14 protein-coding genes and 2 pseudogenes are annotated in these 16,020 nt (G+C 38.4%); 8 read left to right on the forward strand and 8 right to left on the reverse strand.

Translation table 11 applies throughout. The features are described from left to right. Positions 1-7: 7 nt before the first annotated feature. From uraH to D1953_RS09840, 4 genes and pseudogenes are all read right to left on the reverse strand, one after another. Entirely contained in the window at positions 8-367 is a 360-nt protein-coding gene (uraH, locus tag D1953_RS09825; RefSeq protein WP_119117006.1) for a hydroxyisourate hydrolase, read from the reverse strand. After that, on the reverse strand, positions 364-915 hold the full coding sequence (uraD, locus tag D1953_RS09830) for a 2-oxo-4-hydroxy-4-carboxy-5-ureidoimidazoline decarboxylase (RefSeq protein ID WP_119117007.1): 552 nt from the start codon (positions 913-915) through the stop codon (positions 364-366). Before uraD ends, uraH begins: the two co-directional genes overlap by 4 nt. 107 nt (positions 916-1,022) lie before the next feature. After that, positions 1,023-1,124: pseudogene (locus tag D1953_RS09835) on the reverse strand (solute carrier family 23 protein); the annotation flags it as partial. A gap of 212 nt (positions 1,125-1,336) precedes the next feature. Continuing rightward, positions 1,337-2,953: a PucR family transcriptional regulator gene (locus tag D1953_RS09840; protein ID WP_119117008.1), complete on the reverse strand. Its 1,617-nt coding sequence runs from the start codon at positions 2,951-2,953 to the stop codon at positions 1,337-1,339. A gap of 202 nt (positions 2,954-3,155) precedes the next feature. On the opposite strand from D1953_RS09840, the gene D1953_RS09845 reads away from it, so the two are divergent. From D1953_RS09845 to D1953_RS09860, 4 genes are all read left to right on the forward strand, one after another. Beyond that, entirely contained in the window at positions 3,156-4,208 is a 1,053-nt protein-coding gene (locus D1953_RS09845) for an aromatic ring-hydroxylating dioxygenase subunit alpha (protein WP_245980017.1), read from the forward strand. A 212-nt stretch (positions 4,209-4,420) separates the two neighbouring features. Continuing rightward, positions 4,421-5,665, forward strand: coding sequence for an allantoate deiminase (allC, locus tag D1953_RS09850; RefSeq protein ID WP_119117009.1), 1,245 nt, complete (start codon positions 4,421-4,423; stop codon positions 5,663-5,665). 15 nt (positions 5,666-5,680) lie between these two features. Continuing rightward, complete coding sequence (locus D1953_RS09855) at positions 5,681-6,934, forward strand: pyridoxal-phosphate-dependent aminotransferase family protein (protein ID WP_182480562.1); 1,254 nt, start codon at positions 5,681-5,683, stop codon at positions 6,932-6,934. 4 nt (positions 6,935-6,938) lie between these two features. Further along, positions 6,939-8,321 (forward strand): allantoinase, encoded by a 1,383-nt coding sequence (locus D1953_RS09860; RefSeq protein WP_119117011.1) that lies wholly within the window; start codon positions 6,939-6,941, stop codon positions 8,319-8,321. A gap of 215 nt (positions 8,322-8,536) precedes the next feature. On the opposite strand, the gene D1953_RS09865 is transcribed toward D1953_RS09860, so the two are convergent. The 3 genes and pseudogenes from D1953_RS09865 to D1953_RS09875 form a co-directional block, all read right to left on the reverse strand. After that, positions 8,537-9,652, reverse strand: a complete 1,116-nt coding sequence (locus D1953_RS09865; protein WP_119117012.1) for a Ger(x)C family spore germination protein — start codon at positions 9,650-9,652, stop codon at positions 8,537-8,539. Further along, positions 9,649-10,682 (reverse strand): annotated as a pseudogene (locus tag D1953_RS09870) (GerAB/ArcD/ProY family transporter). The gene D1953_RS09865 and the pseudogene D1953_RS09870 overlap by 4 nt, the downstream one beginning before the upstream one ends. Before the next feature lie 62 nt (positions 10,683-10,744). Then, a complete protein-coding gene (locus D1953_RS09875; RefSeq protein ID WP_119117013.1) occupies positions 10,745-12,280 on the reverse strand; it encodes a spore germination protein in 1,536 nt (511 codons plus the stop codon). A gap of 303 nt (positions 12,281-12,583) precedes the next feature. Here D1953_RS09875 and D1953_RS09880 point away from each other — a divergent pair, with 303 nt between their 5' ends. Next, the gene (locus tag D1953_RS09880; RefSeq protein ID WP_119117014.1) at positions 12,584-13,180 is read left to right on the forward strand and encodes a DedA family protein; all 597 of its coding nucleotides are present in this window, start codon (positions 12,584-12,586) and stop codon (positions 13,178-13,180) included. A 23-nt stretch (positions 13,181-13,203) separates the two neighbouring features. On the opposite strand, the gene D1953_RS22180 is transcribed toward D1953_RS09880, so the two are convergent. Further along, a complete protein-coding gene (locus D1953_RS22180) occupies positions 13,204-13,335 on the reverse strand; it encodes a YjcZ family sporulation protein (protein ID WP_119117015.1) in 132 nt (43 codons plus the stop codon). A 159-nt stretch (positions 13,336-13,494) separates the two neighbouring features. On the opposite strand from D1953_RS22180, the gene D1953_RS21215 reads away from it, so the two are divergent. From D1953_RS21215 to D1953_RS09895, 3 genes are all read left to right on the forward strand, one after another. Further along, positions 13,495-13,638 carry a hypothetical protein gene (locus D1953_RS21215; protein WP_182480563.1) on the forward strand — a complete coding sequence of 48 codons (144 nt, stop codon included), beginning with the start codon at positions 13,495-13,497 and terminating at the stop codon, positions 13,636-13,638. 264 nt (positions 13,639-13,902) lie between these two features. Continuing rightward, positions 13,903-14,598 (forward strand): response regulator transcription factor, encoded by a 696-nt coding sequence (locus tag D1953_RS09890; protein WP_119117178.1) that lies wholly within the window; start codon positions 13,903-13,905, stop codon positions 14,596-14,598. Beyond that, complete coding sequence (locus D1953_RS09895) at positions 14,582-16,012, forward strand: HAMP domain-containing sensor histidine kinase (RefSeq protein WP_119117016.1); 1,431 nt, start codon at positions 14,582-14,584, stop codon at positions 16,010-16,012. The genes D1953_RS09890 and D1953_RS09895 overlap by 17 nt, the downstream gene beginning before the upstream one ends. The last annotated feature ends 8 nt before the right edge of the window (positions 16,013-16,020 follow it).

Genomic DNA, 16,020 nt, shown 5'->3' on the forward strand with positions numbered 1-16,020 from the left:
TACCTGTTTAGCTTCCACGGTACACTTGATATCCCCAAGGTGAAACAAGTAAGGGGACATGATAGTGGGACGCGGGATTGGAGATTCCAAACCGGACTGGGACTTGTTCTAGAAAAGGAGGCTCTGGTAAAACTACTTCCTTATTTCTAAAATATTCACCAATATAAAAGAGGAGTTCATAGCTTCCTGCTGTGACCTCCTCACCTGAAAGCAGGGGAGCGTCGCAGCGCCCATCTTCATTCGTAACAGCTGTACGAATAAGCTTTCGTTCGTTTGATGCTGGTTCGAAATAATACAGTTCAATTTTTACGTTAGCAGCGGGTTGGCCGTGGGATAAATCGAGAATATGTGTTGTTAAACCTGTCATAAGCGCTCCTTATTAGTAAGATTATTGTTTGCTGCTTCTGCAGCTTCAGTTTTCATGGTCATTTTTTCAAGCAGCCGAAGTTTGGCTATTTGGTAAATTTGTAATAATGCTGTTTCAAATTCCACTTCTGTTGGATTGTTAATTCTTGTGTTCATTGCTTCATAAATTTGATGTTTATCTTTGCCGCGAACAGCAATAATGAATGGAAAGCCAAATTTAGATTGATAATGTTGATTTAATGTAAGAAAGTTTTCATATTCTGCAGGAGTTAGATCTTGTAATCCAGCTCCTTGCTGTTCATTGATAGAATTTTGACTCATTTGTACTTTGTCGCCAAGACTAGGGTGAGCCTGGATGAGTGTGAGTTTTTCTCTAGTGGAGGCGTTTTTAACAATGTTCACCATATGCTGATGCATCTCTTGGAAAGAAGAGAATGGTTTGGTGTCGTAGGCTTTTTCAGCAATCCAAGCTGAATGCTCAAATAAATCGCCGAACAGTTGGACGAATTCCTCCTGGCTTGCCTGATTGACGGTTTCAAGAGTTAACATATATGGTATCTCCTTTTAAGAAATTTTAGATGATAATTCGATTGATTAAGAGACAGGTTCTGCCTGCTTCTTTTTTGTTTTAGAGAGAAGTAAATTGGTTAAAATCGCTGCTGTGCGTTAAATCCTAGCGCTCGGCCAACGATTAATGGGACAAGAACAGCATCGGCATACATAGAGAGTATATGTTGAAGCCCGAGTGAAAGTGTTTTTGTTTTTCAGGTTGGATTACCGATATTAAAACTCCTTTCTGAATACAGGTTATATTCTTTAATGTGATATGTTATTGGTAGTTACATATTAATGAATATTTTGGAAAAATTCATTAGCCAATATAGACAATATTCATCTAATTATCTAGGCGTTTTGTCTAAGAACGGGATAAAAAGAGAGACTTTTAAGTTAGAAAAGTCTCGCTCATCTCCTACAGATTTAATAATGTTTTAATTCGCAGAGCAATTCGGATTTGAAGGGTTGTATCGGCATCTTTTAAACTTTTTCCTAATAAATCTTCGCATTTCTCTAACCGGTATATGACTGTATTTCGATGTACATATAGACGTTTAGCTGTCTCCGAGATTTGACAATGGGTTTCTAAATAAACAGACATCGTTTGCAGCAGAATATTCTCTTCCTCTTTATTCGCTGTAGTAAATCCTTGCAATGTGTAAGTATAGAAGTTTTTAAGATCTTCTTGAGGGATAGCTCGTAATAATTCGATAATGTCCTTCGTTCGGTAAAAGCTAATATATTGCGTTTTTCGTGAAAGGCTGCCTTCTTTTAGAGCACTCTTTGCTTCTATAAAAGCGTTTTTAATATGAAAGAAATTTTGACTAAAGTTACTAACTCCGAATGAAATCGTTGTTTCAAAGTGTGTGGAAATCTTCGTTTGAAGTTCGCGTAATAGTTCGGTAATGAAGTCCATCGTGTCACTTGAAACTTCTTCTCCTTCATATAACAGAATGCATAGCTTTCCTTTTGAGAAAAAATGAATGGAAATCGTTGAATCGAATAGCTCTTCTTCAATGAATTCAAAAATCGTATCTATTTTTTGTTGGAGTTTGCTATAACTAGTGTTTGTGTTTGTTTCATCTAACTTGCCGACTAAGCATATGTACGGTTTGTTCACTTGTATGGAAAATTCTTTCGCACGATTTGTAATTTCCTCCTGGGATGAGAAAGCATCTTCTAGAAAATGAGTAAAAAAATCATTGCGAACACTACGTTCATGTTGTTTGAGTGTATGTTCTTGCATAAGGGCAAAAGAAATGACATTGGCAGCTTGTTCGATTGTTAGTGTAGTAAGGTGATCGGACTCTTTAATTTCTCCTAGAATAGTTAAATAGCCAAAATTTTTACCGCTTGTATAGATAGGAAATACAGAATAAGTTTGCTTGTTAAAGAGAACAGAAAAAGAAAAGAATGTTGTCTTTGAAAGGGAAAAATTAAAACCTTCCGCTAGTAACTGTTTGATGATAGTAAGAGTCTTGGAGTTTGAGTTTGGCTGTGAAGTTGGTTTTAGGTATTGGTTAATTAATACGATAGGGAAGCCAATCATTTCTGATAAACGGTCTAATAATTTCGGAATCCCTTTTCCGTCCATGATTAAATTAGTGAATTGTTTATGTGTTTCCATGACATATGTTAATTCATTGGCTCTTTGATTAAGGATTGCATGGAGGGAGTGATTGACAATTTCGCCGAGTGATTGTTCCAATGGGAGCTCTATGATAGGGAAGGCTAATTGATTAGCTGTCTCGATGACTTTTTCGGGTACTTCTTGAACGAAGCGTTTTGTTTTAATGCCAAGTCCAGCACAGTTTTGTTCGGCCATAGCCTCAACAAGTTCGAGAAGGGCGTCCGGGTGGTCTTTTAAATGATACGCTGTGGTGATGAGTAGCTCATTTGGCTTGAGGTAAGGAATGATATCAGGTGCATCCATCATATTGACGGTAAAAACTTCGCGTTCCGTTCCAGTTGCTCCAGCGATGATATTTGTGTTTCTTAAAATGGGAATCTTCAATAAGTCAGCGATTTTCATAACGAACCTCCTTAGTGTGCTAAAAATAAAATTTCTTTTATATTATCATACAATTCCTTTGACATATCTTCTAAAATGAATTTTTTCGATTGTGGAAATTTACAAAAAAATATCTAGTGTAATAAAACCTTACATTTAGTGGTGATTTTTATTCTGGATTTTGCTAATATTTAGAAAATGAATTGAAGGGAAGTGAATACGGATGAATGAATCGATGGCGACAAAAAAGAAAAAAAGAATTACTCCAATGCCGAAACAGTGTACGTTTAGCCCGGAAGATTGGACCGTTTTATCTCAATATTGGTATCCGGTAGCGACGGTTGCAGAAGTAACGGAAAAGCCAATCGGTATTAAGTTATTAGATGTTCATCTTGTGTTATATCGGGCGAATGGAAAAATTATTGTCGCGCGTGATTTATGTCTTCATCGTGGTGTTCCACTTAGTATGGGCTGGGTTGAAGGAGATGAAATTGTTTGTCCTTATCATGGATTTCGTTATGGGCCTGAAGGAAATTGTACAGCTATTCCAGCTCATCCTGATGCGAAAATTTCTCCGCGTCTCTGTATCACCATTTACCCAACGGCAGAGCGTTATGGCTTAGTTTGGACTTCGCTAGCTGGAGAGGAAGAGAATATTCCGCCGCTTGAGGCGTGGGATGATGAAGAATATTTAAATATTTTACCGCCGTTTATTGATATTGCAGGATCGGCTGGTCGTCAAATGGAAGGATTTTTAGATGTGGCTCACTTTGCTTGGGTTCATTCGGAAAGCTTTGCTGATCGAAATAATGCATTTGTTCCAAGTTACAAAGTAGATAAAACAGATTATGGTTTGCATGTCGAGTATGTAAGTACGGTTAGCAATTATGGCAAGAGTCAACAACATTTAGAGCCGCCAGGTTTTAAATGGTTAAGAGTGTTTGATGTATATCCCCCTTTTGCTGCTCGTTTGACTGTTCATTTTCCGAATGATGGGAAGTTGTTTATTTTAAATTGTGCAAGTCCTGTTTCTGCCCGTCAAACGCGCATGTTTTCTCCAATGGCAAGAAATTTTGATAAAGATGCACCGATTGAAGATACGTACGAGTTTAATTTGCAAATTTTTAATGAAGATCGTGAAATGGTGGAAAACCAAAAGCCTGAAGAATTACCTTTAGACCTGCAAGCGGAGGCTCATATTGCAGCAGATAAAACATCGATTAATTATCGTCAAATTTTGAGACAAATGGGACTAGGGGAGAATTATACGAGTTAATCTGTATGAAGAGGGTGTCTGTAATCTGTAGGCACGCTCTTCTTTTTAACCTTAGCTATGTTAAACCGTATGGTTGATTAATAGCTTTATATAATATTGGTTAGATTGCATAAAAAGATAAAGTAATTCGCATAGATTTGCTAATGAAGCTTTCGATGCTAAAACGTAAAATAGTAGTCAACTATACAGAACAGTTGAAAGGAAGGATTGTGATGACGATACCGCTAGAAACTATTTCAGAGAAAAATAATGTTGTCTCAATGATTGAATGGCTGGCTTCCTTTGGAGCTACAGTAAATGGAGGAGTCACTCGTTTGCTATATTCGAAGGCATGGGTTCAAGCGCAGCAGGCATTAAAAGCAGAAATGAAATCGATTGGACTCGATGCTTATTTTGATAGCGTGGGAAATTTATTCGGTCGATTAGATGGAACTGAATCAGATGGTAAAGCAATCTTAACAGGCTCTCATATTGACACAGTTGTCGATGGTGGGAAATATGATGGGGCTTACGGGGTTATTGCCAGTTTACTAGCTGTAAAAAGGTTGAAAGCTAAGTATGGAAAACCGAAAAAAACAATTGAGGTCGTATCCTTATGTGAGGAAGAAGGAAGTCGTTTTCCGTTAACATTTTGGGGGTCAAGAAATATTCAAGGTGCATACAGTCTAGATCAAGTACGGGGTGTAAAGGATTCAGAAGGGGTCCTATTCCTTGACGCTATGAAGGAAGCGGGTTTTCCTCCGGAGAATTATCAATCGCCTAAGCGTCAGGATATTGAACGATTTATTGAAGTTCATATCGAGCAGGGGATTGTGTTAGAGCAGAATAAGAAATCATTAGGTATTGTAAGCCATATTGTTGGTCAACGTCGTTTTACAGTTAAGATTGTTGGTGAAAGTAACCATGCTGGAACAACACCGATGTATTTTAGGAAAGATGCTGTTAGCGTTGCTTCGGAGCTTATTACTTTTTTAACAAAGCGTGCACAAGAAATCAATCCACATTTAGTAGCGACGGTTGGGAAGATAGCCGTTAAGCCGAATGTTCCGAATGTGATTGCTGGAGAAATCGAATTTAGTCTAGATATTCGTCATCATCAAGAAGCAGTGTTACAGCGATATTGTCAAGAACTCTTTGCATATATGGAAGAAAAAGTGGAGAAAGCGGGTATGACTATTACGATTTCGAAATGGATGGACGTGAAGCCTGTTGAATTGAATTGTGAAATGAATACAGTGATTCAACAATTGGCTGATGCAAATCAAATTTCCTATCAAAATATGATAAGCGGTGCTGGACATGATTCGCAAGTATTTGGAGGTTTTTGTCCAACGAACTTGATTTTTATTCCTAGTCATAATGGAATTAGCCATTCTCCAAAAGAGTTTACGAGCGTTGAAGATTTAGAAATAGGAATCGAGATTTTAAGTGAAATATTATATAAATTAGCATATTAAAGGGAGCTGACAATCATGAAATACTCTGAGCTGCATACCCCGCTACGAACGATTATGACGCCGGGGCCGGTTGAAGTGGATCCGCGAGTGTTACGAGCCATGAGTACACCTATATTAGGACAGTTTGATCCTGCTTTTACACACATCATGAATGAAGTTATGGAGATGCTTCGCCAACTTTTTCAAACGAATAATCGTTGGGCATTTCCGGTAGATGGGACATCAAGATCAGGAAATGAGGCGGTTCTTTGCAGCATTATTGAACCAGGAGATTGTGTATTAGTACCGATTTTCGGCCGGTTTGGTCATTTGTTTGTCGAGATTTGCGAACGCTATGGTGCTGACGTACACACGATGGAATGTTCTTGGGGAGAAGTGTTTGAACCGGAAGAGGTTATTGCGGAAATTAAAAAAGTTTCACCGAAGATTGTCGCGCTAGTTCATGGGGAAACGTCAACAGGGTGCATGCAGCCATTGAAGGAGATTGGTCAGGCGTGTCGAGAGCTGGATGTTCTTCTAGTCGTTGATGCGGTTGCTTCCATTGGCGGTACGGATATTAAAGTAGATGAATGGTGTATTGATGCCATTATCGGTGGCACTCAAAAATGTTTATCGGTACCCTCTGGTATGGCACCGATTACGTATAATGATCGAATTGAGAAAATTCTGTCAGAAAGAAAAAAAGTAGAGCGTGGGATTGCGACAGCGGAGGACTTGCGACAAGTTCGGAAGGGAATACCGATTAAAAGTAATTATTTTGATTTAAGTATGCTGCAAGATTATTGGGGACCGCGCCGCTTGAATCATCATACAGAAGCAACCTCAATGTTGTATGCGCTTCGAGAGGGATTACGTCTCGTTTTAGAGGAAGGGTTAGAAGAGAGATTTGAACGTCACGTCTTTCATGAGGCGGCATTAGTTGCCGGTCTAGAAGCAATGGGATTAACCTTGTTCGGAAATCGCAAACATAAGCTGACTTGTGTAACCTGTATTGAAATTCCTTCAGGCATAGACGGGGAATCCGTACGCAGTATGTTATTAAATCAATTTGGAATTGAAATTGCGTCTTCCTTTGGACCGCTTCAAGGAAAGATCTGGAGAATTGGAACGATGGGCTATAGCTGTCGAAAGGAAAATGTTTTGTTTGTGTTAGGTGCTTTAGAGGCGGTGTTATTGCGTCACGGTTTTGAAGTGAAGCGAGGAGAAGCATTACAAGCCGCTCTTGATGTTTACATGGCGGAAGTAAAAGAGCCTGTGAAGGAGGAGTAAGAGTATGGAGACATACGATCTAATTATCCGCGATGGCTTAGTTGTGTTACCGACGGAAGTTAAACGAACGAATATTGCGGTGAAAGATGGCGTGATTGTTGAGGTTGCCGAGCATCTTGTTGGAGATGCTGCAGTAGAATGGCGAGCGGATGGTCAATATGTTTTCCCAGGGATGATTGATGTTCATGTTCATTTCAGTGAGCCGGGACGTGCACATTGGGAAGGATTTGAAACTGGATCACAAATGATGGTAGCAGGAGGCTGTACAACGTATTTTGACATGCCGCTGAATGGGATCCCTTCAACGGTCCATAAAGAAGCATTGCTTGAGAAAGCCAATATAGCTGCTCAAAAATCATCTGTTGATTTTGGATTGTGGGGCGGACTTGTTCCAGGAAATATTGCGGATTTAAGAGAGCTTGAGAAGTCCGGAGTAGTAGGGTTTAAAGCCTTTCTTTCGGCGTCTGGTAATGAAGAGTTTGAACGAGTGGACGATCTAACCTTATTGAACGGGATGAAGACGATTGCTTCATTAGGAAAAGTATTGGCATTGCATGCTGAAAGTGAGGCCGTCACAAGCTGGTTACAGGCAGAAAAAGTGCGGGCGGGGCTAGTCAGTGCAAAGGACTATGCTGCTGCAAGACCGGTGCTTGCGGAAGTAGAGGCTGTAGAACGGGCATTAACGTATGCAGAATTAACGGGATGTCCGCTCCATTTTGTTCACATTAGCAGTGCGGCTGCTGTTGAAAAAATTGAACTGGCCAAAAAACGAGGGCTTAATGTTACAGTAGAAACTTGTCCGCATTATTTGCTATTTAATGATGCAGCAGTGGTAGAAAAAGGAACAGTTGCAAAATGTGCCCCACCGTTACGATCTCAATCTGAACAAGAAAAGCTTATCGAATTATTTAAAGCAGGCAAATTTGATATGATTTCTTCTGATCATTCACCTTGTCCGTATGAATTAAAGGATCCGGCTGTTCATAGTTTTTTTGAAGCTTGGGGAGGAATTAGCGGCGGCCAGTTTTCATTGCTGGCAGTCATTCAATTGGCAATCGAGTATGATATTCCTTTTTTCAAAATAGCTGAAATGATTGCCGCTGCTCCTGCTAAAAGATTTGGATTATCCGGTGTGAAGGGGAGTATAAAGGTCGGAATGGATGCTGATTTTGCCATTGTTTCCTTGAAGGAGCCGTTTAGGGTGACAGAGGATCGATTCTTTGCGAAGCATAAGCAAACGATTTATAACGGTCATACATTTCCTTGTACAGTCGTCGCCACAATGAATCGTGGGCGTGTTGTGTATCATAGAGGAAGCTTTAATAAATATGAAGGAAAATGGATGAAGAATAAGCGAAAAGAAGATCAGGCTACTATTTTTAAATAAAGTGAAACTTCCGTAACTGCTGGAAGTTTCACTTTCGAAGCCACACTAGTTCAGGTAACATGGCTGGTATTTTAAAAGACGGAGAATGTTCATATGTAGAATACTTTGTCATAAAGTCTTCGAACATTTTACAATCATTGATACTTATGTAAGCGAATTTATGAATGTTCCCGATGTTAATTATCACACACCTTAACCGTTGAACTTATAAGAAATCACTTTATAGCACCCATCGATTTTATGTCTATGTCTACGGAAACATCAATATTTGATTCCGCAAGGGCTTTACCCCAATGTTCCTCAACTTTTTTATATTGTTCATATTGATAGGCTCTCGCATAAAGTCCGAGTCCGATTGGATCAATTTTATTTTCTTGAATTTTCTTAATAAGAACCTTAAATCGAGAGTTCAATTCTTTTTCAATCATTTTTTCCAGTTCTTTTTCTTTTACCTTACCTACAGGAAATAATTGTTCTACAATAGTTACGGTCATATGAATCTTATAGTTGAAATGAAATTTATCCTGGTCGTATTTGGTCTTTACTTTAGATTTAACCCTATTAACATCTATACTTAACTCGTTCTTATTAAAGATTCCTCCCTCGTCATCCAACGATTTCATAGGAATAGTAAAGGTTACTTCTTGCTTCTGTTCATCCTTTAAGATAAGTAGGAGTGACGAATCTTGGATACTGAGACTGTCAACATACTTTCCATTCTCATTCAACAATGACACTCCAACGAATTTAAGATTTTTTTCTTTTTTTATTTCTGAAATCGAAGGAGTTAATCCCTTTTCGTACATTTGTCTATGAAGCACCTGAAGAGTGTTATTTACAGTTCTTGATCTCCCATTGTTTTTATCGATGGCTTCCTTCAAATGCAAAGCTAATTGTGGTTTATCTGCTGGTTTATAAAAAATAACGTCAGATACAGGACCATCGACTACAATAACTCTTGTATTTATGGAAAAGGTAGGATTCCGATATACCGTATCTAGGATAGAAAACCAGTCTTCATGTTCTAGTACTCGTTTTCCTAACAGTAATATTTGAATTTTCGCAGCAGTGACCTCTCCGGTTGCCAAAGCATCAAAATATTTCCTGGATGCCCGTATTGATTTGGCCTTTAATTGATATGTTTCAACACTTTTCTTAGCATCCTTATTAAACACTGGACTTGATTCAGAAATGATTAGATTATTTTCATCATCGAGATCAACACCAAGTATCAAGGAAATCGTTAAATCCTCTAGTGGGACATGTCTTCCGCAGCTTGAAAGTATCGCGATAAGAAAAACGAGAAGAATGGCAAGACACATGCGTTTCATTTGATTGCCCTCCTTTTAAAAAGTCCGTGCACCCAGACATATCCCCATAAACATAAAGGAAAAGCAAAGGCAAGGATTATTCCAGCTTTTTCAATTACTTGCTGAAGGTGGGTATTTTCATCGAAACTAGGAGGAAACAACACAACGACTGCAAATTCAATTAGCAAAAAACAGGCTAAATGTTTACTATAATCTTGTTTTCCAACCAATTGACTTGTACAAAATACTGTCATAAACATGAATGGCAGGACCGTTGTAGAAATCACAAATAAATAAAAAGAAAAAAACACAATTTCCAGTCTTTCGATAAATTTAAATTCAAGAACTTTTAACATCTCAATTGTAGGTTCATTATAGATGGTAATTTCATCAGGACTATAAAAGATAAAGGCTCCTATGGTTACCATCAGGAATGCGAGCAACGAAAGTGTATTAGCAATAACAACTCCCATAGAGGCCTTCTCCTTCTTTTGTAAAAAGGGATAGAGAAAAAATGCTATTTCAAAACCTAAAAAAGAAAAAATGGACGTTTTTACAGTGGTGAGAATTGGTAACCATCCTTCCTTAAGAACAGGAAATAAATGAAGCCAATGGGCATATTTTAAAGGAATTAAATAAATGATAATCGTCCATAATGTCATAAAAAAACGAATTCAGAATACCTGCCTAATATATTGATGTTTTTCCGAGCAATTTGATAGCTAGGAATTGATAACAGCAAAATTAATACATATACCTCGGTACGGGGTAAAATCCATGCTTGGATAAAGAGAGCCTCTCTAATAAAAATAACATTAGCCAATAAAGCAAAATACAATGCAAATATGATGGTAGCTACCCTTCCAATCCATTTTCCAAAATAATGAGTTAAAAGATCAAGGATTGTTCCATTCGGATATTTCTTCATAATTTGGATGATGATCAAACTAGCCATTGTCGCAAGGAACCAAGAAATAATGATGACCATCCAGCCATCTGTCCCTGCTTGTTCAGCTAATTCACGTGGCAGGGTTAATACGCCAACCCCCATTTGTACTCCGTGAATCAATAAAATAAATTGCCTTACTGTAATTTTATTGTTTACGTTTATCCTCACTGTTTGTCACCCTTTGGACGATTGGAGTTTGCTTTTATCATCTGAATGGCTTTTGTACTTAAAGGGCGCTTATTGATTGCCCACTGCGGAAATCGCATAAATACATCCTTCCAATCTGGAAATCGTAAAGGTGCAATTGGACTACCATACGGAGTTCCTAAAGATTCAAGCGCAATGAAATGTCCCAGTAAAATCATTAAACCAACCGTAAGTCCCACAAATCCGAACAACGAAGCAAGTATCATCATTGGAAACCGGATGATTCGAATGGCTGAACCCATTTCATAATTAGGAATAATAAAGGAGGCCACCGCTGTCAAAGCTACAACAATCACCATGATATTACTTACAATTCCTGCATCTACAGCTGCTTGACCAATGACGATACCGCCAACAATCCCTACCGTTTGTCCAATTTTAGTTGGAAGTCGAATCCCAGCCTCCCTTAGCATTTCTAGAGTAAGCTCCATAATAAATGCCTCAATATAAGGAGGAAAGGGAATCCGTTCTCTTGATGCACCCAAGGACAATAGCAGCTTTAAAGGAATGACTTCAAAATGAAAGGAAATAATTGCGATATATGTAGCAGGTAGAAATATGGCCATAAAAAAACCGAAATATCTCATTAGACGAATAAAAGAAGCGACCATCCAGCGGGAGCTATAATCATCTGTGGTTTTGAAGAAGGAATCAAATGTTACAGGTCCGATTATTACATTCGGTGATCTGTCTACCACTGTTACGATTCTTCCTTGTAAAATCTCTGAGGATGCAAAATCAGGACGTTCTGTCAATAATAGTTGAGGAAAAGGAGAGTATGGATGGTCCTCAATGTATTCTGCAAGTACACCCGCGTTTATAATGCTATCGACATCTATTTTCTGGATTCGATTCTCAAGCTCCTTCAACACTTCTGGATTCACGACATCTGCTAGATACAAGATAAATAACTTCGATTTCCCTCTTTCACCGACAATCATTTCCTTTATTTTCAGTTCACGGTTGTGAATATGGTTACGAATTAGCGCAACATTATCATTTCCGGTCTCGGTAAATCCAACATGTGGTCCATTTAGGGAAGATTCTATTTCTGTATCTTCAATAGGCCTTTTAGGAAAATTAGAAGTATCATAAATAAAGGCTTCTGTACGTTTATCTACAAATAAGACGCATTCGCCATTTAAAATCGCACTCTCAATTTGTGGCCATGTATTTGTTTCTTTGATGTGACCAAGTGATACCTTTAAATCAGCCTCACTATTATCCTTGCTATCCTCAAATAAAAGTGGGTTCAGCACATGATTAAAAATTGTCTTACTATCGGTTATTCCATTCAAATAGATTAGCGCTGCTTGGCTTTGTGTTTGTTTTATTACTAAATACCTCACAATGAGATCAGGTGTATCACAAAAAATAGACTGGATTTCCGCAATATTGTCCATTAATTCGGAGCTTACTAGACCCTGATGGAGGCTATTATTAAGTTGTCGAGAAGAACTGGGTTTCTGATTGTATCTTCGAAAAAATAGCATTAAGGATTCCACCTAATATTTATGATGATTTAGTTTGTATCTTAGGGTGGAAAATCATGCATTTGTATTCTTTTTAAAAGCACATCATGTCATAGCCGTAATAAGGATAGTGTTGATTAACCGTGTTATATCGTATAGTTCCTTATGTTAAAATAGAGGTAACAAAAGGTTGACTCTTCTATTTGCGATATTATACGATATAACGAGTTAATAGGAATGTAAGGACGGTAAGCGGGGGGGGGGGGCGTGCCTAGATATTCAAATAGGAGCTCCTTCTTTTATGTATGTGAAAGGACAAACAATATGGAAGACATCATTCTTAGTATGATTGAAGCGTTTAAATCATTATCTTATTTTGGCGTTATGCTCGCTTTATGTTTTGAATTTGTGCCGGCTGAGTTGGTGCTGCCTCTTGCAGGATACTGGGTGTATCAAGGCGATATGAACTTATATGTCGTTATTCTATTTGGAACCATTGGGGGAGTACTTGGTCCTTTGACGCTTTATGCGTTAGGAAGATATGGAGGACGCCCGCTTGTTAAGAAGTACGGAAAGTATTTTTTAATTAAGGAAGAACAAATCGATAAAGCGGATCGTTTTTTTCATAAGTATGGTGCAAGCATCGCCTTTTTGGGGCGCTTTGTTCCAGGGATTCGGACCGCGATTTCATTGCCATGCGGCATCATGAAGATGAGTGTATGGAAGTTTTCTGTATATACTTTTTTTGCTATGCTGCCCGTAACCGCAGTTTATGTCTATTTAGGGTATAAACTTGGACCGCGCTGGGAGCAGGCTGGTGAAATTTTCTCTCAATATGCAAACTATTTATTAATTCCGATTGTCTTGTTTGTTGTTTGGCTTATTGTGAAAGCGAGAAAAAATAAACGAAAAGGTGCCTGAAAAAGAGGCACCTTTTTGTTTTCTTAGAAGCAGCCGCCAAATCCCCAACTAGCACCAATAATAATTAACAAAATAAATAAAACAACTAGCAATGCAAAGCCAGAGCTGTGTCCACCACAGTGTCCACCACAGCCTCCATCAACATGACCACCCATTTGTGCATTCCTCCTTTGAAGCCTAGAATACATTCATACTATGCCAACTAGGCTAGATTGTTTATTGTATTGAGAAAAATGGGCGGACTTTTCATCCTTCTCATAAGATTTAACAGTTTGGATAAAATAAGTCTCAAATAAAGAACGGAGGCTTAGCTTATGAAAGAAAAGAATCTAACTTCACAGCAAAAGGAAGAGTCCTTAGATCAGCATAGTTTTGTTTGCAGTGATGAATTATTTGAAAAAGACTTGAGAGCCATTGTCGATGATACGGCTCGTGCTGAGGATGAAACTTCTATGTAAATGAGAAAAAGAGCTGTTTAAGCTCTTTTTTACTTTAAGGCCCTGTTAATGTTTGGCTCATTTTCGTTCTGCCCCCATGAAATGCTCTTAATTATATAATCAATGATGTTAGTTAACAAAGTCTATTTTAGAGGAGGGACAGTCAACATGTTCTTGACACATTTCTAAAGTATGCTAGAACTATGTCTGTCAGGAGCTGTTACCTTCAATGGCGCTTGTTTTGTCAATTGATTATAATCTAGGGGGAGGGGGCATCTGATGAGTATGAAAAAGATATTAGTTGTGGAAGATGAAATCGCCATTTCTATGGTGTTAAAAGCATATTTACAGCGTGCAGGGTTTGAAGTAATTCAAGTATATGATGGGCTTAAAGCAATGTCTGTATTTACGGATGTTCAGCCGGATCTTGTGTTATTAGATGTCATGTTGCCGGGGAAAGAAGGGTGGGACATCCTTAGTGAAATTCGTGAGGAAAGTGCATGTCCAGTAATTATGTTAACAGCCTTAACGGATGTAGATTATCGATTATCTGGCTTTCAGTCGGGGGCGGATGATTATATTGCTAAACCGTTTGTAGCGGATGAAGTTGTTGCAAGGGTGCAAGCAGTGTTGCGTCGATCACCCCGTTTTGTTACGGAGGAAAGTGAAGAGCATATTCGTAAGTTTGGAAGATTACGTGTAGACTTTCAAGCTTATACTGTAGAGCTAGACAATCAGGAAGTCAATTTAACCCCACGCGATTTGTCGTTGTTTCTTTTCTTTGCGAAGCATCCTAATCAAATTTTTACAAGGGAGCAGTTGATTGAACACGTTTGGGGAATGGATTATGTCGGAAGTGACCGAGCGGTTGACTTGGCGATTAAACGTTTAAGGAAGGCACTTGAAGAGTGGCCTGAGTCAGAAGGAGAAATTAAAACGTTGCGTGGATTGGGGTATCAGTTAAGTGTCTATCAAAGTTAAAAAAAGGACGACATTATTACGGTATTGGACGACTAGATATATTATTACTTTGATGACAGGCGTGCTTATTTTATCCGTTTTTTCTTTATGGTGGATGGAAAAAACAGCACTGGAATATCGTTTAAGCCTGCTTAAGTATTTAGCAGATGAAACATCCGATCGTGCGATTAAGGATAATGGACAAATTGTTGTTGGGCCAATGTTGGCTGAAATTATTGAAGAACGGGAAAAAATCCTTCATTTGGATCAACAGCCTATTATTTATATTGTAGATGTGGACGGTACTATTATTTATACGATGCCGCAATTATACATTGAGCCTGAGGACAAGCAGCTTCCGGCTGTCATTATGGATAGTAAGGATAGCATCCAAAGAGTTGAAGTAAAGGATGACAGTCAATTATATGTTATTAAGTCTCCAATTAATTTTGACTATGAGACAAAAGGCTGGGTCGTAATCGCTCAAGAAGAAGGAGCGTTGAAGGAAGTAAACCAAGATCACGGCTGGCTGGCGATGATGATGGGGGCAGTACTTGTATTAGGGTGCGGTGTCATTTATGTTCTTTCACGAAAAATATCACGCCCTATTCAGAATGTTGCGAATGCTGCTGTTCAAGTACGCAAAGGAAATTACGATACTAATTTAAAAGAAGAAGAACCCCGTGAAGAAGAGATTTATGAATTAGTGGAGTCGTTTAAGGCAATGACAAGTCGATTGAAACAAAGCGATAAAATGCGAGCTGAGATGCTTGCTGGAGTGACCCATGATTTAAAGACCCCCGTAACCTCTATAAGTGGACTTATTCAAGCTGTAAAAGATGATGTGGTGACAGGGGAGGAAAGAAAGGAATTTTTAGATATATCTTTAAAAGAAACACAGCGATTGCAACGAATGATTGAAGATTTGTTGGACTATAATGCCATGTCTTCAGGCTCTTTTAAAATGCAAGTAGAAAAAGAAAATATGAATCAATTTATTCAGGAAATTTCCCATCGCTGGAAGGTTACACAAGAAGAACAACAGATTGAATTAGCCATCCATCTTCCTGATGAGGTCTTATTCGGGCGAATTGATTTATTAAGAATGCAACAAATTATGATTAACTTGTTGAATAATGCTAAACAAGCAATAGAGGGGAAAGGACGTATTAGCCTGCATATATATGAAGCGGACGAAGCTTTAATCGGTATTGATATTCAAGATGATGGAAGAGGGATACCTAAACATGAACAGGATTTTATATTTGAACCATTTTATCGCGGGGAAAATAAAAAATTGAAAATTCGCGGTTTAGGATTAGGGCTTCCATTTAGCAAAATGTTGGCTAAAGCACAAAATGGTGATCTCGTTTTAAAAGAAAGCAGTGAAAGAGGAACGACTTTCACTTTATATATTGAAAAAAGCCAGGCATAAAACAAAAA

The sequence above is a fragment of the Peribacillus asahii genome (assembly GCF_003570725.1).
GTDB lineage: Bacteria > Bacillota > Bacilli > Bacillales > DSM-1321 > Peribacillus > Peribacillus asahii.